The 21,789-nt window shown below is 69.4% G+C and carries 15 protein-coding genes; 8 read left to right on the forward strand and 7 right to left on the reverse strand.

Annotated elements, in window-relative coordinates; translation table 11 throughout:
* Window positions 1–48: 48 nt before the first annotated feature.
* The 3 genes from CBM2586_RS24550 to treY all read left to right on the forward strand — a co-directional run bounded on the left by CBM2586_RS24550 (window position 49) and on the right by treY (window position 7,447).
* On the forward strand, window positions 49–2,592 hold the full coding sequence (locus tag CBM2586_RS24550) for a glycogen/starch/alpha-glucan phosphorylase (protein ID WP_115690372.1): 2,544 nt from the start codon (window positions 49–51) through the stop codon (window positions 2,590–2,592).
* A 188-nt stretch (window positions 2,593–2,780) separates the two neighbouring features.
* Complete coding sequence (locus CBM2586_RS24555; RefSeq protein ID WP_115690374.1) at window positions 2,781–4,793, forward strand: malto-oligosyltrehalose trehalohydrolase; 2,013 nt, start codon at window positions 2,781–2,783, stop codon at window positions 4,791–4,793.
* The gene (gene treY / locus CBM2586_RS24560; RefSeq protein WP_115691461.1) at window positions 4,790–7,447 is read left to right on the forward strand and encodes a malto-oligosyltrehalose synthase; all 2,658 of its coding nucleotides are present in this window, start codon (window positions 4,790–4,792) and stop codon (window positions 7,445–7,447) included. The genes CBM2586_RS24555 and treY overlap by 4 nt, the downstream gene beginning before the upstream one ends.
* Window positions 7,448–7,457: 10 nt before the next feature.
* Here the strand turns inward: treY and CBM2586_RS24565 are convergent, their stop codons facing one another.
* A complete protein-coding gene (locus tag CBM2586_RS24565) occupies window positions 7,458–8,024 on the reverse strand; it encodes a malto-oligosyltrehalose synthase (protein WP_115664144.1) in 567 nt (188 codons plus the stop codon).
* Between the two features lie 469 nt (window positions 8,025–8,493).
* Between CBM2586_RS24565 and CBM2586_RS24570 the strand changes: the two genes are divergently transcribed.
* Genes CBM2586_RS24570 through CBM2586_RS24580 form a run of 3 tightly spaced genes read left to right on the forward strand, consistent with a single transcriptional unit; the run spans window position 8,494 to window position 9,580 of the window.
* Entirely contained in the window at window positions 8,494–8,865 is a 372-nt protein-coding gene (locus CBM2586_RS24570) for a BON domain-containing protein (RefSeq protein WP_115691463.1), read from the forward strand.
* Window positions 8,866–8,915: 50 nt separating this feature from the next.
* Window positions 8,916–9,146 carry a hypothetical protein gene (locus CBM2586_RS24575; protein ID WP_092315677.1) on the forward strand — a complete coding sequence of 77 codons (231 nt, stop codon included), beginning with the start codon at window positions 8,916–8,918 and terminating at the stop codon, window positions 9,144–9,146.
* Window positions 9,147–9,187: 41 nt separating this feature from the next.
* Window positions 9,188–9,580 carry a hypothetical protein gene (locus CBM2586_RS24580; protein WP_115690376.1) on the forward strand — a complete coding sequence of 131 codons (393 nt, stop codon included), beginning with the start codon at window positions 9,188–9,190 and terminating at the stop codon, window positions 9,578–9,580.
* 67 nt (window positions 9,581–9,647) lie between these two features.
* Here the strand turns inward: CBM2586_RS24580 and CBM2586_RS24585 are convergent, their stop codons facing one another.
* The 5 genes from CBM2586_RS24585 to CBM2586_RS24605 all read right to left on the reverse strand — a co-directional run bounded on the left by CBM2586_RS24585 (window position 9,648) and on the right by CBM2586_RS24605 (window position 18,545).
* Window positions 9,648–10,352 (reverse strand): BON domain-containing protein, encoded by a 705-nt coding sequence (locus tag CBM2586_RS24585; protein WP_115690378.1) that lies wholly within the window; start codon window positions 10,350–10,352, stop codon window positions 9,648–9,650.
* Window positions 10,339–11,226 (reverse strand): endonuclease/exonuclease/phosphatase family protein, encoded by an 888-nt coding sequence (locus CBM2586_RS24590; RefSeq protein WP_115664141.1) that lies wholly within the window; start codon window positions 11,224–11,226, stop codon window positions 10,339–10,341. The genes CBM2586_RS24585 and CBM2586_RS24590 overlap by 14 nt, the downstream gene beginning before the upstream one ends.
* 36 nt (window positions 11,227–11,262) lie before the next feature.
* Window positions 11,263–11,631 carry an endonuclease gene (locus CBM2586_RS24595; RefSeq protein ID WP_115664140.1) on the reverse strand — a complete coding sequence of 123 codons (369 nt, stop codon included), beginning with the start codon at window positions 11,629–11,631 and terminating at the stop codon, window positions 11,263–11,265.
* A gap of 92 nt (window positions 11,632–11,723) precedes the next feature.
* Complete coding sequence (gene uvrA, locus CBM2586_RS24600; protein ID WP_115690380.1) at window positions 11,724–17,585, reverse strand: excinuclease ABC subunit UvrA; 5,862 nt, start codon at window positions 17,583–17,585, stop codon at window positions 11,724–11,726.
* 381 nt (window positions 17,586–17,966) lie between these two features.
* A complete protein-coding gene (locus tag CBM2586_RS24605; protein WP_231942570.1) occupies window positions 17,967–18,545 on the reverse strand; it encodes a TetR/AcrR family transcriptional regulator in 579 nt (192 codons plus the stop codon).
* 425 nt (window positions 18,546–18,970) lie between these two features.
* Here CBM2586_RS24605 and CBM2586_RS24610 point away from each other — a divergent pair, with 425 nt between their 5' ends.
* Together CBM2586_RS24610 and CBM2586_RS24615 are read left to right on the forward strand one after the other, a co-directional pair.
* On the forward strand, window positions 18,971–19,864 hold the full coding sequence (locus CBM2586_RS24610) for an NAD(P)/FAD-dependent oxidoreductase (RefSeq protein ID WP_115690382.1): 894 nt from the start codon (window positions 18,971–18,973) through the stop codon (window positions 19,862–19,864).
* A 141-nt stretch (window positions 19,865–20,005) separates the two neighbouring features.
* Window positions 20,006–20,467, forward strand: a complete 462-nt coding sequence (locus tag CBM2586_RS24615; protein ID WP_115664136.1) for a methyltransferase family protein — start codon at window positions 20,006–20,008, stop codon at window positions 20,465–20,467.
* A gap of 205 nt (window positions 20,468–20,672) precedes the next feature.
* Here the strand turns inward: CBM2586_RS24615 and CBM2586_RS24620 are convergent, their stop codons facing one another.
* Window positions 20,673–21,704 carry a LacI family DNA-binding transcriptional regulator gene (locus tag CBM2586_RS24620; RefSeq protein ID WP_373424265.1) on the reverse strand — a complete coding sequence of 344 codons (1,032 nt, stop codon included), beginning with the start codon at window positions 21,702–21,704 and terminating at the stop codon, window positions 20,673–20,675.
* Window positions 21,705–21,789 lie beyond the last annotated feature (85 nt).

Below are 21,789 nucleotides of genomic sequence, written 5' to 3' on the forward strand. Positions count from 1 at the left end.
CCTTTCAATCCGCTAAGCTTGACCCACCCCCATGCGCAGGAGCCCGCCATGAACGAAGCCATCCGGCCCGAGCATGCCGATGACACCCGCACCGCCCTGTCCGGCGCCAGCCTGCGTCAGGCCTTTCTCGACCACCTGTTCCATACCCAGGGCAAGCTGCCCGGGCAAGCCAGCCAGAACGACCTCTACCAGGCCGCCGCGCATACCGTGCGCGACCGCCTGGTGCAACGCTGGATCAGCACCGCCGAAGCCTACCTGTGCCAGCCCTCGCGCACGGTGGCCTACCTCTCCGCCGAATTCCTGATGGGCCCGCACCTGGGCAACAACCTGATCAACCTGGGCATCTTCGAGGAGGTCTGCGAGGCCATGGAGGCGGCCGGGCTCGACCTCGCCCGCATCCTTGACCAGGAAGTCGAGCCGGGGCTGGGCAACGGCGGCCTGGGCCGGCTGGCGGCATGCTTCATGGATTCGCTGGCGACGCTGGAGATCCCCGCGCTGGGCTACGGCATCCGCTACGAGTACGGCATCTTCCAGCAGACCATCATGGACGGCATGCAGGTGGAGAAGACCGATACCTGGCTGCGCAATGGCAACCCGTGGGAAATCCAGCGCTCCGAATGGGCGGTGCAGGTGCGCCTGGGCGGACACACCGAGCACTACACCGACGACCGCGGCCACTACCGCGTGCGCTGGGTGCCGGCCAAGACCGTGGTCGGCGTGCCGTTCGATTCGCCGATCCTGGGGTACCGCGTCAACACCGTCAACACGCTGCGGCTGTGGCGCGCCGACGCTACCGAGGCGTTCGACTTCCACACCTTCAACCGCGGCGACTACCTTGGCGCCGTCAGCAAGAAGGTCACCTCCGAGAACCTGACCAAGGTGCTCTACCCCAACGACGAAACCACGCAGGGCAAGGAACTGCGGCTCGAGCAGCAGTATTTCTTTGTCGCCTGCTCGCTGCAGGACATGCTGCGGCTGCTCGCGGTCGACGGGATCCCGGTGACGCGCTTCCACGAGAAGTTCGCGGTCCAGCTCAATGACACCCACCCTGCCGTGGGCATTGCCGAACTGATGCGGCTGCTGGTCGACGAGCACGACCTGCCCTGGAACGAGGCCTGGCACATCACGCAGAACGCCTTTGCCTATACCAACCACACGCTGCTGCCCGAAGCGCTGGAGCAGTGGCCGCTGCCGCTGTTCGGGCGGGTGCTGCCGCGCCACCTCGAGATCATCCTGGAGATCAACGCGCGCTTCCTGGACGAGGTGAGGATCCGCTTCTACGGCGACGAATCGCGCCTGGCGCGGCTGTCGCTGATCAGCGAGCAGGGCCAGCGGCATGTGCGCATGGCCAACCTGGCGTGCGTGGGCAGCCATGCCGTCAATGGCGTGGCCGAGCTGCACTCGCGCCTGATGCGCGAGGACGTGCTGAAGGACTTCTACGAGATGTGGCCCGAGAAGTTCACCAGCATCACCAACGGCGTGACGCCGCGGCGCTGGCTGGCGCTATCCAACCCGCGCCTGACGCGGCTGGTGTCGGATGCGATCGGCGATGGCTGGATCTCGGACCTCGAACAGCTGCGCGGGCTGGAGCCGTATGCCGACGACGCCGGCTTCCGGGAATCGTGGCAGGCGGCGCGGCACGCCAACAAGACCGACCTCGCGCAGGTGGTGCGCGACACCACCGGCGTGGTGATCGACCCGTCGTCCATGTTCGACGTGATGGTCAAGCGCATCCACGAATACAAGCGCCAGCACCTGGCGGTGCTGCATGTGATTGCGCTGTACCACCGCATCAAGTCCGACCCCGGCGCGCTGGTCCAGCCGCGCACCTTCCTGTTCGGCGGCAAGGCTGCGCCGGGGTACGCCTATGCCAAGCTGATGATCCGCTTCATCACCTCGGTGGCCGATGTGGTCAACCGCGACCCGCAGGTGCGCGATCGGCTCAAGGTGGTGTTCCTGCCCAACTTCAACGTCACCTACGGTCAGCGCATCTACCCGGCGGCCGACCTGGCCGAGCAGATCTCGCTGGCCGGCAAGGAAGCCTCCGGCACCGGCAACATGAAGTTCGCGATGAACGGCGCGCTCAATATCGGCACCATGGACGGCGCCAATATCGAATTGCGCGAAGCGGTGGGCCCTGACAACTTCTTCCCGTTCGGCCTGACCGCGCCCGAGGTCTATGCGCTGCGCGACAGCGGCTACGACCCGGCCGCCTATTACCACAGCAACCCGCAGCTGCGCGCCGTGATCGACCTGGTGCAGCAGGGCTTCTTCTCGCGCGGCGAGCCCGGCCTGTTCCGACCGTTGTTCGAGCCCCAGCATGGGCACGACCCCTACCTGCTGATGGCGGACTTCGCCTCCTATATCGATTGCCAGGAGAAGGTATCGGCCACCTATGCCGACCCGGCGCGCTGGCAGCGCATGTCGGTGCTGTCGTGCGCGCGCTCGGGGCGTTTTTCCTCGGACCGGGCCATCCGCGAATACTGCGAGCGCATCTGGCATGTCGCGCCGGTGCCGGTGCGGCTGCTGCACCGCGCCAGCGGCGCGCCCTGGCAGGTGGAGGCCGGCGTCAGCGGACCGCGCGCGGCCTGAGCGCGCAACAGTTGCGCGCCCATCTCGGCCCCCACAGGACGCAGGGTAGTTTCTACAATGCCACAAGTAACAAAGCCCGCGCCGTGCTGCGCTGCAGGCTTGCCGGCGGCGCCGCGAATGCGCCGTTCTGCTGGCATGGAGTTCGCATTGCGCAAGGACCCTATTTCCCCCGCAGGCAGGAGCCGAATTTGAACGCCGACCGCTTTCTCCTCGCCCCCGGCACCCGCTCTGCCGTGCCGCCGCTGGCGCCGTTCGACTGCTTTGCCGCGCCGTCGGCATCCGCCTTCTGCTCCCACGACGAACCCACCCAGGACTACCTGTTCGGGCCGGCCTGGCTGCCGGACGGGCGGGTACGCTTCCGCCTGTGGGCGCCCGATGCCGCCGAGCAGGGCCTGGCGGTGCGCGTGGAAATCGCCGGGCTGGGCCCGGTGCCGATGGCGTGCGGAGCCAACGGCTGGTTCGAGGCCATCGTGGCGGGCTGCGCGGGCGCGCGCTACTGGTTCCGGCTCGACGACGGCACCACCGTGCCGGACCCGGCCTCGCGCTGGCAGGCCGACGACGTCCACGGGCCCAGCATCGTGCCGGCGCGCGACGCCGCCAGCGCGTTTGCGTGGACCTGCCCGGACTGGCGCGGGCGCCCGTGGCACGAAGCCATCGTCTATGAGATGCACGTGGGCCTGTGCGGCGGCTATGCCGGCGCCACGCGGCAACTGCCGCGGCTCGCCGCGCTGGGCTTCACCGCGGTCGAGCTGATGCCGGTCGCCGAGTTTCCCGGCACGCGCAATTGGGGCTATGACGGCGTGCTGCCGTTTGCGCCGGAGTCCGGCTACGGCACGCCGGACGAACTGCGCGCACTGGTCGACCGCGCCCACCAGCTCGGCATGATGGTGCTGCTGGACGTGGTCTACAACCATTTCGGCCCGGAAGGCAACTACCTGCACCGCTATGCCAGCGCGTTCTTCCGCGAGGACCGCCAGACCCCCTGGGGGCCGGCCATCGACTTCCGCCGGCCGCAGGTGCGGCGCTTCTTTACCGAGAACGCGCGCTACTGGCTCGAACAGTTCCGCCTCGACGGCCTGCGACTCGACGCCGTGCATGCGATCGAGGATGAAGGCTGGCTGGCCGCGCTGCCGGGCGAACTGCGCGCCGCGCTGGCCGACGGCGATAGCCCTCGGCGCCATCTCCACCTGGTGCTGGAGAATGACAACAACGATGCCGCGCTGCTGGCCGCGGGCTACGACGCGCAGTGGAACGATGATGCGCACCACGCGCTGCACGTGCTGCTGACCGGCGAGGACGATGGCTACTACCGCGACTACAGCGCGGCGCCGGATACGGGCGATGGTGGCAATGGCGGCAATGGCGACCACGCCGCCGGCGCGCGCGGCGTGCCGGCGCTGCGCCACCTGGCGCGCGTGCTGGGCGAAGGCTTCGCCTACCAGGGCGAACGCTCGGCGTTCCGCTCGGCCGCTTTGCCCGCGCTGGCGGATGGCGTGCGGCGCGGCCGGCCCAGCGCGCACCTGCCGCCCACGGCCTTTGTCTGCTTCCTGCAGAACCACGACCAGACCGGCAACCGCGCGCTCGGCGAACGGCTGGCGCAACTGGCCGGGCGCGACGCGCTGCGCGCGGCCATCGCCCTGCAGCTGTTGTGCCCACAGGTGCCGCTGGTGTTCATGGGCGAGGAAACCGGCAGCGCGCAGCCGTTCCTGTACTTCACCAGCCATCCGCCCGAGCTGGCGCGCGCCGTGCGCGACGGGCGCCGGCGCGAGTTCGCCGCGACCGCCGCGTTCAGCGACGACGCCCGCGCGGCGGCCATTCCCGATCCCAACGACCCGGCCACGTTCGAAGCCTCGCGCCCGCGCCTGGACGATGACGGCGACTGGACGCCGTACTACCGCGAACTGCTCGCGGTGCGGCGGCGCGAGCTGCTGCACCGGCTGCCCGGGTGCCAGAGCGCCGGCGTCGACGTGCTGGGGCCGGCGGCGCTGTGCGCGCGCTGGCGCCTGATGGACGGCGTGGAGCTGAGCCTGTGGCTCAACCTGGGCAACGAAGCCGTGCCCTGCACGCGGCCGTGCCACGACCGCAGCACCGCGCTGCATGAGAGCAGCGCCGGCGCGGCCGCGGCCCTGTCGGCGGGGCTGCTGCCGCAGCGCTCGTGCGTGGCCACCGTGTGCGAGCCCGCCGCGGCACGCGCGCGATGATGCCAGAGGGCGCGTCGCAAGCGCTGCCACGCGCAACCGCCCGGCTGCAGCTGCATCCGGGCTTCACCTTTGCCGATGCCGCCGCCGTGGTCGGCTACTACGCCGCGCTGGGGGTCAGCCACCTGTACCTGTCGCCCATATGCGGCGCGCGGCCTGGCTCCACCCATGGCTACGACGTCACCGATTTCACCGCCGTGCGCGCCGAGCTGGGCGGCGAGCCAGGCCTGAAAGCGCTGGCCGCGCGCGCCCGCGACGCCGGCCTTGGCCTGATCGTCGATATCGTGCCCAACCATATGGCGGCCGACCCCAGCCACAACCGCTGGTGGCGCGACGTGCTGGCGCATGGCCGCGGCAGCCCTTGCGCGGCCACCTTCGACATCGACTGGACCCCGCGCGACCCGGCGCTGCACGGCAAGGTGCTGCTGCCGATCCTGGGCCAGTCGTACTGGGACACCGTGGTCGCCGGCGAACTGCACTGGGTCCCGGCCAGCGACGATGCCCCCGCCCATCTGCGCTACTTCGACCACACGCTGCCGCTGGCGCCGGGCAGCGTCGAAGCCGCAGCCGAGCGCGACGGCCCGGCCTGGTACGACGCCACCCGGGCCGACGGGCGCGGCCGCCTCCATGCCTTGCTGGAACGCCAGCACTACCGGCTGGCCTGGTGGCGCACCGCCGCCGCCGCGCAAAACTGGCGGCGCTTCTTCGAGATCAGCGACCTGGTCGGCGTGCGCGAGGAAGACGAGCGGGTGTTCGATGCGGTCCATGCGCTGGTCCTGCGGCTGCTGCGCGAAGGCTGGATCGACGGCGTGCGCGTGGATCATGTCGACGGCCTGGCCGATCCCGCCGGCTACTGCCGCCGGCTGCGCGCCGAACTGGACCGCCATGCCGCCGCGCGCCCGCCCCTGCTGCGGCTGGAACGTCCGTGGCTGGTGGTCGAGAAGATCCTTGGCCCGCGCGAGCGCCTGGCGCCGGACTGGCAGGTGCATGGGACCACCGGCTATGACTTCATGGACGAAGTGGCCGCGGTGCTGCATGACGGCGATGGCGAGGCCCCGCTGGACGCGCTGTGGGCGACGGTCAGCGGCGACGCGCGCGGCTTTGCCGGGCATGTCGAGGCCGCGCGGCGCCAGCTGCTGGAGCGGCACCTGGTGACGGAATTCGAAGGCGCCGCCGCGTGCCTGCGCGATTGCGCCGAGCAGGAGCCGGGCACGCGCGACCTGACCCGGGCCGCGCTGCGGCGCGCGCTGGCGGCGCTGATGGCAGCGGTGCCGGTGTATCGCAGCTACTTCGACGCGCGCCCGGCCGAACGCGATGCGGCCGCGGCGCTTGCCGATGACGCCATGCTCGAGCAGGCCATGCGGGTAGCGCGCGCCGGCCTGGCGCCCGACGAAGCGGTGGCGCTGGCCTTTATCGGCGGCTGCCTGCGCACCGCCGCGCCAGCCGACAGCGAAACCGGGGCGCTGCGCCGCCGGCTGCAGCAGCTGATGCCCGCGCTGGCGGCGAAGGCCGGCGAGGACACCGCGTTCTACCGCTACGGCCGGCTGCTGTCGCGCAACGAAGTCGGCAGCGATCCGGCCGGGCTGGCGATGCCGCCGGCGCAGTTCCACGCCCGCATGGCGGCACGGCGCCTGGCCTGTCCCTACGCCATGCTGGCCACGGCGACCCACGACCACAAGCGCGGCGAAGACGCGCGCATGCGGCTGGCGGTGCTGAGCGAGGTGCCGGGCGCGTGGGCCGATGCCGTGGCCGCGTGGGAAGCCGCCTCGGCGCCGCTGCTGGCCACCTTGCCGCAAGCACCCGATCCCGGCGACCGGCTGATGCTGTACCAGACCCTGGTCGGCGCCTGGCCGATGGAAGACCTGAGCCTTGCCGACGATGCCGGCGCCGCGCAGGCCTTGCTGGAGCGGGTGGGCGCATGGCAGCGCAAGGCCATCCGCGAAGCCAAGCGCCATGGCAACTGGACCTGCCCCGACACCGACTACGAAGCCGCATGCGAGGCCTTCCTGCGCGGCCTGGCCGCGGGCGGAGCCGGCAGCGTGCTGGCGCAGGTCGGCCAGTTCGCGCAGCGCATTGCCACGGCCGGGGCGCTCAACAGCCTGGCGCAGGTGCTGGTGCAACTGACCGCGCCCGGCATTCCCGACCGCTACCAGGGCTGCGAAGGCTGGGACCTGAGCCTGGTCGACCCCGACAACCGGCGCCCGCCCGACTACGCCCGGCTGCAGGCACGGCTGAGCTGCAGCGCGGGCTGGGCCCACTGGCTGGCGCACTGGCGCGACGGCCGCATCAAGCAGCAACTGATGCGCCAGGTGCTGGCGGTGCGGCGCGCGCGTGCGGCGCTGTTCGCCGACGGCCAGTACAGCATGCTGGCGGCGCAGGGAGCGCTGGTACCGCAGGTGCTGGCATTCGCGCGCAGCGCCGACGGGCGCCAGGCCATCAGCGTGGTGACCCGGCTCGCCGCCGCCCGCGTCGACCCCGCCCTGCCGCGCATTCCGCAATCGGCCTGGGGCGATACCACGCTCAACGTCGGCGCGCCGCAACCCAGCCGCTGGACCGATGCCCTGACCGGCCATGTCATCGACGCTCCCATGGGCCGCCTGCGCCTGCGCGAAGTGCTGGGCGGCCTGCCGGTCGCACTGCTGCTGCGCGAGTCCTGACGCGTCAGGCTCAGGACTGCGGCGGCGCCGTAGACTGCAATACGACCGGCGCGAACCGCCCGCGCGCGGCCTGGGTCGGCGAGGCGCTGCGTTCCTGGGGCAGATAGGGCCGGATCACCACGGCCACATAGTCGTCTGCCTTGGGCGTCACCACGATGTACGCGAGCCCCGACATCACCAGTCCGACTTCGCCGAGTTCGGTGGCAATGCGCGCGACGATAAAGCGCTGCAGCAGCATCGGGTTGACGCTGTCGTCGATGGCAAGGGCGGCGGTGCAGATGGTCAGGAAGCAGCGTTCGACCTCGCGGCACACCACCACCACTTCATCGATGGCGTAGCCGGCGCGGCTGGCGCGCACCAGCACCGACACGCCCTCACTGGGCGCTGCCCGGTGCCACCCCGGCTTGACCTTGAAGCTGGGCAGGGCCAGGCCGGAACCGGTGTCCTGGGCCACGGTGTTGAAACGCTGGGCGAAGTCCGAAGGCGTCATCGCAAGCAGCTGGCGCTCGACCGGTGCCGACGACACCGATACCGACGAGGCCAGGATTACGGTGGACAGAATGCTGGCTAGGTTCATAGCTTCCTCGCAACGGCGATACGTTCCCCCGCGCTGTCGGGCCCGGCAGCACACCGCCGCAAGCTGCGCCGCGGCGGGAAGGCCGGCATTGCGGGGTGCTCGCCGGCACCTGCCGCACGCCAGTTTTTGCCAGCATTTCCTTCACTATAGACAGGTCCGCACGCCAGCACAGGACCGAACGCAAGCGGCACGCCAGGCGAGCACCGCAGTCCGCCGCCGTGCCGGCAGCCCACTGCGGCGGGTCGGCCACGCGCGCCATGCAGTTTCTGCAGCGGCTGTAAAAACTACGGTGCATGCGCCACCACGCCGCGCCGGCGGCGGCGCCGGATGACGCACAGTCCCCGCCGTGGCGCAGCGCCTGCCGACCCGGCGCCCGGTCCGCGCAGCTTGTCGTGCGGGAACGGAGCTTGCAGGCCAATTGCAGGTGCGGGCCGAACCGCAGGCCCGCCAGCATGCACAGGAGGGCCATATGACCGCACGCTACCGCTCACGCATCGCCGCGCTGGCGTTGCCGCTGGCCGTGCTGGCCATGGCAGGCTCCCGGCCGGCCACGGCCGCCGCCACCGATGCACCCGCGGCGCCTTCGTCGACGGGCCGCACCGCCGCGCCGCGCGACACCGCTGCCGCCAGCGACCGCGCCATCACGGCCGAGGTGCAGGCGCGCCTGGCCAAGGCGCGCACGCTCGATCCCGGCAAGATCCGGGTGTCGACCACCGACGGCGTGGTCAAGCTCGAAGGCACCGTGCGCGACGACAAACAGCGTACGATGGCCATGGAACTGGCGCGTTCCGTGCGCGGCGTCAGCGCGGTTTCGGATGAACTGCGCGCCGGCACCGATTGACCACCCTTTCGCCCGACCGGCAACGCCATGCCAACCTTGATGGAGACGTGATGAGCACCCATCGCCAGCCCGACCACGACACCACCCGCCGCCGCAGCGAGCCCCGCGACCCGCACAAGGGCGGCCCGGACACCGAGCACGAGCGCGGCAAGCCCGGACGCGACCGGCGCCACGATGTCGAGCGCGAGCACGACATTCCCGACGAGAACGGCGAGCCGCCCTCGGTCAAGCGCCCCGGCGGCAAGCCCGAGGAAAGCGAGCCGCCGGTCGAGAACTACTGAGCCTCGGCGACGCCCTTGCACCTACCCGAACAGGAGGCATGATGAGCAAGACCGCACGTACCGGCCCGAGCCGGCATGCCGGCACCGATCGCGTGGGCAGCCCGCCGGCGGGCCGCCGCGAAAGCGCGCAAGCCGCCTCCGGCCGCGGCCGTTCGCGCCAGAACACCGCTACCGGCGCGGCACGCGCCGAGGCCGGCAACATCCCCAGCACGCTCGACCCGGACCTCGACCAGGAAACCAACGATATCGAGAACGAGCTCGAGCAGCGCGCTGAAGAGGCGCACAGCCCCGAGGAAGAGGAAACCCCGGAAGAAGAGATCGCCGATGAAGTGGTGCGGGCTGCCGAGGCACTGCCTGCCGATGTGCCGGTCGACAAGGCCGACCGTACCGACGACCGCGACGAGAACCCGCCGCGGCCGCCCCGGGTGGATTAGCGGGGCGCCACGGCGCGAGAGCGCAGCCACAAGCCAGGAGGCTCCGGAGGCTAGGGAGCCGCCTTGTTCATTCGGACGCCAGGATGCCGTAGGGCCGCACCCGGATATGGTTGATCACGTCCTGCACGCCGAACACACGCTCGGCAATCTCTTCGATGTCGTACTTGCTGCGGCGATCGCCGACGTGGCCCTCGAGCGTCACCAGGCCGTCCTGCACCCGCACCGTGACTTCGCTGACATCCAGTTCCTGCGCATGCGCGAGCCGGTCGCAGACTTCGTCGTGGATGCGGTCATCGCCGCGGCGGTAGTTCTTCGGGCCGCCCCGGCCGTAGCGGGCGTCTTCGCCGCGGTACGCCGGCGCGTCCCAGTCGTCCGCGCCGTAGCCGCCGGCACTGCCGGCACTACCTGCACTACCATAAGGCGCGCCGGCAGGCCCGCCATACCAGTCGCGCCGGCCCTCCCAGCGCTCTTCGCCATACGGTAGGCGGCGCCGCGACCATTCATCTTCGTAGCGGGCCTCGTCCCAGGGTTCGGTTGCGTGCCTCCAGCGCCTGGATTCGGGCGCGCTGCCATACCAGCCTTCGTCCACGCCTTCGAACGGACCGGCGTCATCACGCGGCAAGCGCTCGGCGGTATTGCCATAGCGGCCCGCGGTCAGGTTGCGCTGCCTGCGGTTGCGCGCCTGCGCGGGAATGCCGCTATAGCCCTGGTCGTTGCTGCCGTACTGGTGATCGGGGCGCCTGCGCAGGTAATCGTCGTCACGGTGTTTCATTGAAGTCCTCCTTCGCGTGCGCAGCGGTACGCCGCTGGTTCCACCCGCCTTCCGGCACCTCGAAACAGGCCACCAGCGGCAGGTGATCCGAGGCCACGCGCGCCAGCGGCGAACGGTGGCTGGCCACCGACACCAGGTGCGCACGCGGCGACACCCAGATGCGGTCCAGCGCGAACAGTGGCAGCCGCGATGGAAAGGTCGCGGTGTGCGGGGTGTGTTCGAAATAGGCGTGCAGCCAGCGCAGCGGCCGGCCCCACAAGAACCACTCGTTGACATCGCCGAGCAGGATGGTCGGCAACGGCGGCGCGGCGGCGACGTAGTTCAGCAACTGCTGCACCTGGTGCCGGCGCTCGCCGGGGCGCAGGCCCAGGTGCGTGGCGATCACGCGCAGCGGATTGGCGCAGCCGGAGGCAGTGCAGGCAACGGTGGCGTCGATGGCGCCACGCGGCTCGCAGCCCTTGACGGTCAGGTCGATCTGGTTCACGGCCTCGGGCGCGAAGCGCGTCAGCAGCGCATTGCCGTAGTCCGCCGTGCCGCGCACCCGCGTAAAACCCGACACCATGTGCATGCCGCTATGTGCGGCCAGGTATTCCAGCGTATGGTCGTTGCTGCTGCCCGATTCCACCTCCTGCAGCGCCACGATGTCGGCGTCGAGTTCCGCCAGCACGGCGGCGATCCGGTCGGGGCGATAACGGCGGTCGGTGCCCACCGCGCGGTGGATGTTGTAGCTGACCACCGTCATCTGGGCCAAGCCCGGCGCGCGCGTCGGCGGACAATGCAACGCCGCCGGTGCGCCGGCCGCCGCCGGGGTATCGCCGGGTTCACGCGCGTGGGCAGGATTTACAAGGGACGGTAAGTCCGGTTGCATTCGCATGGCCGGGTCTCGATGAGTGCCTGGAAGGCGCGATCCTCAGGCCCCGTCAAGGAACTGGCTGGGCTTGCCGATGCGGCGGCCCAGGTCAGGGGTTTCCCAACGGGCCCCGCCCATATACGGGTCCGGCGTGCGCTGCATGGTGGTGCCAGGCATGCCGGGCTGCGCCGGCATGGTCGACGGCTGCGTCTCCGGCGCTGTGGCCGCGGGTGCCGTCGGGGCAAGGTCAGTACGCGTCGGCGCATTGGTGCCTTGCGTGTAAGGGTCGAACTTGTCGGTGCTGCGCGCGCCCTGCGAATACGGGTCGTAGGAGCCGCGCGGCGTACCCGGCGTCTGTGCCATGGCGGGGATGGCGGCCGCCGCCACGGCGATGGCGGCGAGCAGTCGGCTGGTGCGGATATGCTTCATGGTTACCTCCGTTAGGGCGCGATGTGCGCGCCAGTAACCATGGGCAAGCGAAAGGCGTGCCCGTACGCCGGGCACGTCGCCGCGCGCCGGCCTCAGCCGAGACTCACCTTGCCCGCCGCGGCGCTGCCCCGCGCCAGCACCGGCAGCAGCGCCGCGCCGGTATGGCTGGCGCGGTTGCGCGACAGCGCCTCGGGATCGGCCGCGCCGACGATGGTGCCACCGCCCGCGCCGCCTTCGGGACCGAGGTCGATGATCCAGTCGGCCTCGGCGATCACGTCGAGGTCATGCTCGATCACCACCACGCTGTGACCGCCATCGGCAAGCCGGTGCAGCACGCGGATCAGGCGAGCCACGTCGGCCATGTGCAGGCCCACGGTGGGTTCGTCGAGCACATACAGCGTGTGCGGCGCCTTCTGGCCGCGCCGCGTGATGTCGTCGCGCACCTTGCTCAGCTCGGTCACCAGCTTGATGCGCTGCGCCTCGCCACCGGACAGCGTCGGCGACGGCTGGCCCAGCGTCAGGTAGCCCAGGCCCACGTCCTTCATCAGCTGCAGCGGATGGGCAATGTTCGACATCGCCGCAAAGAACTCCACCGCCTCGTCGATCTCCATGGTCAGCACTTCGCCGATATTCTTGCCGCGCCAGGTCACGGCCAGGGTCTCGGGGTTGAAGCGCTGCCCGTGGCAGACATCGCACGGCACCTTCACGTCCGGCAGGAAGCTCATGCCGATGGTGCGCACGCCCTGCCCTTCGCACGCGGGGCAGCGCCCGTCGCCGGTGTTGAACGAGAAGCGCGAGGCGGTGTAGCCGCGTGCGCGCGCTTCCAGCGTATCGGCGAACAGCCTGCGGATGGTGTCCCACACGCCGATATAGGTCGCCGGGCAGGAGCGCGGGGTCTTGCCGATCGGGGTCTGGTCGACTTCCAGCACGCGGTCGATCGCTTCCCAGCCGGTGATCGCTTCGCAGCCATGCCAGTTGTGCCGGACCTCGAGCGGCTTCCTGGCAGTGGCCTTGCCCGCGCCGTTGTCGCCCTTGGCCGCATTGCGCGCGCGCCGGGTCGCCGGCGATGACAGCACCGAGCGGCCCACCGCATCGAGCAGGTTGGTCATCAGCACATCGCGCGCCAGCGTCGACTTGCCCGAGCCGGATACCCCCGTGATCGCCACCAGCCGCGACAGCGGCAGGCGCGCGGTCACGTGGCGCAGGTTGTGCAGCGACGCGCCGTGCACCGTCAGCCATTGCGGCGGATCCGCCGGCTTGCCCGCGGCGCCGGCGCTGACCTTGCGCCGCGGCTGCAGCGGATGGACGATCGGCCTGGCCAGGAACTGGCCGGTGGTGGACGCCGTCGCCGCGGCCAGCTCGGCCACGCCGCCCTGCGCCACCAGCGTGCCGCCACGCTTGCCCGCGCCCGGGCCGATGTCGATGATATGGTCGGCGCGGCGGATGGTGTCTTCGTCGTGCTCCACCACCACCAGCGTGTTGCCCTTGTCGCCCAGCTTGCGCAGCGCGTCCAGCAGGATCTGGTTGTCGCGCGGATGCAGGCCGATGGTGGGCTCGTCCAGCACGTAGCAGACCCCCTGCAGGTTGCTGCCGAGCTGCGCCGCCAGGCGGATGCGCTGCGCCTCGCCGCCGGACAGGCTGGGCGCGGCGCGGTCCAGGCTGAGGTAGCCCAGCCCCACTTCTTCCAGGAACTGCAGGCGGCTGCCGATCTCGCTGACCACGTCGCGCGCAATCTCGGCATCGCGCCCGGCCAGGCGCAGGCCGTCGACCCAGCGGCGGGTCTCCGTCACGGTCCACTGCGCCACGTCGACAATCGCGTTGTCATCGAAGGTCACCGCGCGCGCCACCGGGTTCAGGCGGGTGCCATGGCAGTCCGGGCACGGCGTGTCGACCACGCCTTCGGGCTCCTGCTCCTCCGACGGCAGGCTCTGCTCGCGGCCGCGGTTGTCATCGGCCAGCACGGTGTCGTCGAAGGCCGCGCGCTGCTCGCGCGTCAGCGCCAGCCCGGTGCCGACGCAGGTGCCGCACCAGCCGTGCTTGCTGTTGTACGAGAACATGCGCGGGTCCAGTTCCGGATAGCTGGTGCCGCATTGCGGGCACGCGCGCCTGGTCGAGAACACCTTGACCTCGCCCACGTGCGCGGTGCCGCCGTTGTGCATGGCATGGTCGAGTCCATCCAGCGGCGCCAGCAGGTGCATCACGCCCTTGCCGGCCTCCAGCGTCTGCGCCAGCAGCGCGCGCAGGCCGGCTTCGTTCTCCGCCGACACCACCAGGTCGCCCACGGGCAGCTCGATGGTGTGCTCGCGGAAGCGGTCCAGCCGCGGCCACGGGTCCACCGGCAGGAACTCGCCGTCGACGCGCAGGTGCGTGTTGCCGCGCGCCTTGGCCCACTTGGCGAGGTCCGTGTAGACCCCCTTGCGGTTCACCACCAGCGGCGCCAGCAGCCCCACATGCTGGCCGCGATGGTCGCGCAGCAGCTGCGCGGCGATCGACTCGGGGCTCTGCGATGTCACCGGCGCGCCGTCATGCACGCAGTGCTGGATGCCCAGCTTGACGTAGAGCAGGCGCAGGAAGTGCCAGACCTCGGAAGTGGTCGCCACCGTGCTCTTGCGGCCGCCGCGCGATAGCCGCTGCTCGATCGCCACCGTGGGCGGGATGCCGTAGACCGCATCCACCTCGGGCCGGCCCGCGGGCTGCACGATCGAACGCGCATAGGCGTTGAGCGATTCCAGGTAGCGCCGCTGGCCCTCGTGGAACAGGATGTCGAACGCCAACGTCGACTTGCCCGAACCCGACACGCCGGTGACCACGTTGAACTTGCCGTGCGGGATGTCGACGTTGAGCGCCTTCAGGTTGTGCTCTTGCGCATTGACGATGCGCACCACGTTCTCGCCTTCCACCTCGCGGCGCGCGCGGCGCGCCTGCAGCGCGGCCTGCAGCGGCACGCCTTCGCTCTCGGCGCGTTCCGCTGCCAGCGTGCCGGCTTCGCCGAGCGCCGCGTCATAATGGATCAGCGCCTGGCCGGTATGCGACCCGGCGCAGCGCTTCACGTCTTCGGGGGTGCCGGTGCAGAGCACGCGCCCGCCCGCGTCGCCGCCCTCGGGCCCCAGGTCGATCAGCCAGTCGGCGGCGCGGATCACGTCGAGGTTGTGCTCGATCACGATCAGCGAATGGCCGCCATCGAGCAGCTTGCCGAAGGCCCGCATCAACTTGGCGATGTCGTCGAAATGCAGGCCCGTGGTGGGCTCGTCGAACATGAACAGCCGGCGCGGCATGGTGCTGGGCCGGGTCCGCGACGGCGTCGCCTGCGCGGCTTCGGCGAGAAAGCCGGCCAGCTTGAGGCGCTGCGCCTCGCCGCCCGACAGCGTCGGCACCGGCTGGCCCAGCTTCATGTATTCGAGCCCGACATCGACAATCGGCTGCAGCACGCGCAGCACGGCCGCGTCGCCGGCAAAGCAGGCCGCCGCCTCGCTGACGGTAAGCTCGAGCACGTCGGCGATGCTGAGCAGGCGTGGCGGCTGGCCGGGCGCGGCGCGCTCGATCTTTACCTCGAGCACTTCCGCGCGGTAGCGGGTGCCGTCGCAGTCCGGGCAACGCAGGTAGACGTCGCTGAGGAACTGCATCTCGACGTGCTCGAAGCCCGAGCCGCCGCAGGTCGGGCAGCGCCCGTCGCCGGAGTTGAAGCTGAAGGTGCCCGCGGTATAGCTGCGCTGCAGCGCCAGCGGGGCCTTGGCAAAGAGCTTGCGGATCTCGTCGAAGGCGCCGACATAGCTGGCGGGGTTCGAGCGCGCGGTCTTGCCGATCGGCGACTGGTCGACGAAGACCACATCGTCGACCAGCTCCGCGCCGGTCAGCGCGCGGAACGCGCCCGGCGACTCGGTGGCCTTGCCGAAGTGCCGCGCCATGGCGGGATACAGCACGTCCTGCAGCAGCGTGGACTTGCCCGAGCCGGATACCCCGGTCACGCACACCAGCCGCTGCAGCGGGATCTCCACCGTGACGTCCTGCAGGTTATGCTCGGTCGCGCCCTCCAGCACGATGCGCGGCTGCTTGCCGTCGACCGGCCGGCGCTGCCAGTGCGAGGCATCGGCCACGCGGCGGCGCCCGCCCAGGTAATCGCCGGTCAGCGTGCCGGCCTGGCGGATATCCGCCGGCGTGCCGTCGAAGATGATGTTGCCGCCGCGCTCGCCCGGGCCGGGGCCCATGTCGATCAGGCGGTCGGCGGCCAGCATCACCGACGGATCGTGCTCCACCACCACCAGCGTATTGCCCGCGTCGCGCAGCCGGTGCATGGCCTCGACGATGCGGTTGAGGTCGCGCGGGTGCAGGCCGATGCTGGGCTCGTCCAGCACGAACAGCGTGTTGACCAGCGACGTGCCCAGCGCCGTGGTCAGGTTGATGCGCTGCACCTCGCCGCCGGACAGCGTGCGGCTCTGGCGGTCCAGCGTCAGGTAGCCCAGGCCCACGTCGCACAGGTATTTCAGCCGCGTGCGCACCTCGGCCAGCAACAGCTTGAGCGCATCGTCCAGCATCGCGCTGGGCAGTGTCAGCGCGTCGAAGAAGCGGCGAATCCGCTCGATCGGCAGCAGCATCAGGTCATGCACGGTCAGGCCCGGCAGCGCTTCCAGCTGCGCGCGGTCCCAGTCGGCGCCGCGCGGCAGGAAGCGGCGCTGCGGCGCCAGCACGGCGTCGGCATTGTCCCTGGAACCGAGCCGCCACAGCAGCGACTCGGTCTTCAGGCGCGCACCGCCGCAGGTTTCGCACGGCGTGTAGCTGCGGTACTTCGACAGCAGCACACGGATGTGCATCTTGTAGGCCTTCGACTCGAGGTAGTTGAAGAACCGCATCACGCCGTACCACTGCTTGTTCCACTGGCCGTTCCAGTCCGGCGAGCCGTGGATGACCCAATCGCGCTCGGCCCCGGTCAGTTCCGACCAGGGCGTGTCGCGCGGAATGCCGGCCTTGCCGGCATAGCGCATCAGGTCGTCCTGGCATTCCTTCCAGGCTGGCGTCTGCATCGGCTTGATCGCGCCGCCGCGCAGCGTCTTGCGCGCATCGGGAATCACCAGCCCCAGATCGACGCCGATCACGCGGCCGAAGCCGCGGCAGGTTTCGCAGGCACCATAGGCCGAGTTGAAGGAAAACAGCGCGGGCTGCGGGTCGGCATAGCGCAGGTCGCTGTCCGGGCTGTGCAGGCCGGTGGAATAGCGCCACACCGGGCCGTCGTCGCCGTCGCTCAGCACGTAGATGTTGACGCGCCCGCCGCCCCGCCTGAGCGAGGCTTCGATGGCCTCGACCACGCGCACTTTCTCGGCATTGCCGATGCGGAAGCGGTCCGCGACCACGTCGAGCAGCTTGCGCGCGCCGGTGGGCGACTGCACCACGCGCTGCGCCTGCACGCGCGTATAGCCGCTGACCGACAGCCATTGCTGGACTTCCTCGTCGGTGGCCGATTCCGGCAGCTCCACCGGGAACGTCACCACCAGCCGCGCGTCGTGATGCGGCTGGCCGGCGGCCGTGCGCGCGACCAGTTCGGCGTAGATGGTTTCGGGCGAGTCATGCCGCACCGGCTGCGCGGTCTGCTTGTCGAACAGCTCCGCCGCGCGCGCGTACAGCAGCTTCAGGTGGTCGTTCAGCTCAGTCATGGTACCGACCGTCGAACGCGAGCTGCGCACCGGGTTGGTCTGGTCGATGGCAATGGCCGGGGGCACGCCATCGACGCGCTCGACCTGGGGCCGGTCCATCCGGTCCAGGAACTGGCGCGCATAGGCGCTGAAGGTCTCGACGTAGCGGCGCTGGCCTTCGGCATAGAGTGTGTCGAACACCAGGCTGGACTTGCCGGAGCCGGACGGCCCCGTCACCACGGTCATCTCGCCGGGACGCAGGTCGAGATCGACATCCTTGAGGTTGTGCTGGCGGGCGCCGCGAATGCGGATTAGCTGCTTGCTCGACACGATTTCTCTTTCGGATCAGGACGTTAAGGGAAGGACGGGACACACCCGACCACTGTACATCCATACAGTCTATCAGGTTGGAAACAGATTCGTATCGATTGCCCGGGTCCGACGTGTGGGGAACCGGAATTAGCCGGACTACATGCGCATTTGCCGGACTGGAGATCCGGAATTAGGTGGACTGGCGGGTATGCCGGGACGCTCTGCCCGGAGCCCACGCGTCCGCGTCTTCACGCAGACGGACGTGATGCCCGCTGCGGCGAAAGCCCGGCGTGCACCGCGAGCACCTGCAGGCCGCCCGCCATCGCGAGGCCAGCCTCGCACATGTAGCGATCTTCGCTTCCCGCCGCGTGCTCGCGACCTCGGGCCGCATTGTGGAATCTATGCGCCGTAGGCCGCCAGGAAGACCCGTACGGCCTCGCGCAGAAGAGCCCTGTTTTCCCGGGTATCTGGCATCTCGAGCTTCAGCAGTCCGCGCATGTGCCCGGAGCCCAGGAACATCGACAGGAACAGGTCCGCTGCCTGAAGCGGGTTCCGCACCTTCAGCGTGCCCGCGGAGTTGGCACGGCGCAGGTATGCAGCCAGCTCGCTCTTCACACGCTCCGGGCCGTCCTTGTAGAACGTACGGCAGGCTTCCGGTTGCGCCCCCGCGACGCCGTAGACAGCGCGCAACGCGCCCAGGGCGTCGTCCCCGCGCGTCAGTGCGAGAAACCGGCCACCGATCGCCAGCAGCGCCTGCTCGGGTTCGTCCGGGTCCAGCGCCCCGGCGCCCGGGACGCCAGCCACCACCGGCGCCGTCCGGTCGCGCACGATCGCCTGGAACAGCCTCTCCTTGGAGCCGAAGTTGTTGTACACAGTCATCTTGGACACACCGGCGTCCGCGGCGATGGCATCCACGCTGGCACGCTCCAGGCCATGCTCGTTGAAGTGCCTTTGCGCCGCTTCCAGGATGCGCCGCACGCGCTCCGGATCGCGTGGCCGCCCGCGTTGGGGCTTGGAAGCGGGAACTGGCGGGCGGGCCATGGGCAGATTTAGTGGATTTGGCAGTCCATTATAGCTCACACACATTATTGGAATCTTAGTCCAGTAACTGACGCAGGCCCGCGGAGCGCCCATGACGCAACCCGCGACGGTGGGCGCGCGAGCCGTGAGCAGCGGCAGCACCGGGCCATCAAGCATGGTGGTGTTTTAGATTATTTGTACTTGACAGTCTACTATTACAGCCTAACATTACTATACTCATAGTCCAATAATAAATGGACCCATGACTTCCTCCTCCTGGCGCAGCCGCAGGTCGGCCCCGCTGCCCGTCTCGAGCGCGTAACGCTGGACGATATTGCGCGCCAGGTCCGGCCCACCCCTCCATCGACAACACGGAGCCCATCATGAATGACGTCATCATCATCGGCGGCAGCTTTGCCGGCCTCGCCGCCGCCCTGCAACTCGGCCGTGCCCGCCGCAAGGTCACCGTTCTCGATACCGGCCGGCCGCGCAACCGCTTTGCCGGCCACTCGCATGGCCTGCTCGGCCACGATCACAAGCCGCCGCTGGACATCCTGGCAGAGGCGCGGCAGCAGCTGGTGCGCTATCCCACGATCAGGCTGGTCAATGCCCGGGCCGAGAGTGTGTCTGGCGCCATCGACGATTTCTGCGTCGTCACTGACGATAGCGAAAGCCTAAGGGCGCGCCGCGTGATCCTGAGCTATGGCGTCGCCGACCAGATGCCTGATGTTCCGGGCTTTGCCGAAAGCTGGGGCACGTCCATCGTGCCCTGCCCCTATTGCGACGGCTTTGAAGTCGCCGGCCAGCATTGGGGCCTCGTCTGGTCCGGCCAGCAGTCGCACCAGTCTGCCAGGCTGTTCCGCGACTGGACTGACAAGTTGACTGTCTTCGCCGATGGTCATGACATTGCGGCCGATATCCAGGCCGATCTGGCGCGCCGCAACATATCTGTCGTCGATGGCCGGATCGTCGAGATCGCCCATCACCAGGGCCATATCGCCACCGTCAATCTCGATACCCGCCGCAATGTCGCGGTCGACGTCCTGTTCGCCCATCCGCGCAACAAGCCGTCCGCAAGCCTGCATGAATCACTGGGCCTCGCCACGGTCGATACGCCCACCGGCATCGTCCTCAAGGTCGACGAGCGCCGCCAAACCAGCATGCCCGGCATCTACGCCGCCGGCGACGTCGCCACGCCCTTCTTGCCCTCGGTCACCCAGGCATCATCGCAGGGCGCGATGGCGGGTATCTTCGCCCAGCAATCGATGGTGGCTTGATGGCATAGATACCCTTCTCCGGTTGCCGTGGACTATCGCCAGAAGGGCGATCCCGGCGAGGGCGCGATCCGCATGACTTGCCGCTGATCAGGTGTGTGCGTGGCGGGCCATGCCGGGGGCCAGGCCTCACCATGGAGTGATATGAGCGTGCTTGAACTGAAGGTTCCTCCTCCCATCGTGGCGCTGGTCCTGGCGCTTCTTATGTGGCTGACGCCAGCTGTCGCGGGCCTTGTGCAGATTCCCTATGCGGCCCGCGTGCTGTGCGCGGTCGTTTTGGTGTGCGTCGGCCAAGGCATCAGCATCGCCGGTATGGTTGCGTTTCGGCGTGCCAAGACCACCGTGAACCCGGTTAAGGCAAGCTTGGCGTCCTCGTTGGTCATCCAGGGCGTGTACCGCTATACGCGCAACCCCATGTATGTCGGGCTCTTGCTTACCCTGTTGGCGTGGGCAGTGTTTCTGGCGAATCCGCTCGCTGTCCTATGGGTTGCCGTATACGTGCTTTACATCACTCGGTTCCAGATCATTCCAGAGGAACGCGTGTTGGCGTCTCTGTTTGGGGCGGAGTACGAGGCTTACAAAGGGCGGGTACGCAGATGGGTATGAGGCCCGACGGGTCTGCAAGAACTTTCCACCTTCGTCAACCGCGCGACCAACGCTCCGGTTGCGCAGACAGCGCCAGATGGTCCGAACGATCAAGGATGGCGCCGCAGCAAGTGATAAAAGCCCGCCCTGGATTGCCGCCGGATATCCACTGGAAAATCGCCGCTGACCGCTCAGCGCGTGCCCGGACTCCCGCCCGGCCGGCGTTTCACCCCTTGCGCGGCGCCGCCGTGGATCCCCGCACGATGAGGTGTGGCTGCAGTTGCACGGTGACCGGGTCCGAGTCCGGCTTGCTGATCTTCCTGAGCAGGAGGCGCGCCGCCTCCTCGCCCATCTCGTGCACGGCGATCCGGATGGTGGTCAGCGGCGGCGTCAGGGCATCGACGAAGGGCATGTCGTTGTGGCCGATGACCGAGATGTCGTCGGGGCAACGCAGGCCCTGCTCGCGCAGGTAGTCGTAGCAGCCCATCGCGACCAGGTCATTGGCCGCCGCAATCGCGGTCAGCGCGGGCAACACGGTCAGCAGTTGCTCGCAGGCGACCCGTCCGGCATTGCGCGAATAGCTGGACGCCTCGACCACGTGCCAGTCCGCACGACGCAGGCGATGGCGCCTGACGGCCTGAATAAAGCCCTCGCGACGCAGGTAGCCGGTCGACAGCGATGCCGGCCCGGCGATATGCCCGATGCGGCGATGACCCAGTTCCACCAAGTGATCGACGGTCAGCTGCATGGCCCGCACGCTGTCGCTCACGACGGAGGACACGCTGCCCGATCCTTCGCCGCGGTTGACCATCACCACCGGGACGTGCCGTGCCAGGCAATACTCGAGCACCGGGTCGTCCCGTTCCGCGGTGGCCAGCACCAGCCCTTCGACCTGCCGCCCGAGCAGCTGATCGATCACGAAGCGCTGCCGGCCCTTGTCGCTTCCGGCATTGACCACGATCGGCACATAGCCCTGCTGCGCGAGCACCACCTCGATCCCGGCCAGGATCGGCGGAAACACGGGGTTGGCAATATCGGGCAGCACCACGCCGATCAGCCCGGAGCGCTGGGTGCGCAGGCCGGCGGCAATGCGGTTGGGGGAAAAGCCGCGCGCCTCGGCAACGGCCAGCACCCGCGCCGCCACGTCCTCTGCCACGAGATGCCGCGTCGCCGGGTTCATCACCCGCGACACGGTCGAGTAATGCACGTCGATTTCGGCAGCCAGGTCTTTGAGGGTGAGGCGCTTGCGCTCGGGCATGGAGGGTGAGGGCCGGGAAGGATGGGAGTACGCCATTTTAAGTCAGCCCGAAATCCATCTCCCCGCGCCACGCCCGCCCTCTGGC

Source organism: Cupriavidus taiwanensis, assembly GCF_900250115.1.
In the GTDB taxonomy this organism is placed as follows: domain Bacteria; phylum Pseudomonadota; class Gammaproteobacteria; order Burkholderiales; family Burkholderiaceae; genus Cupriavidus; species Cupriavidus taiwanensis_B.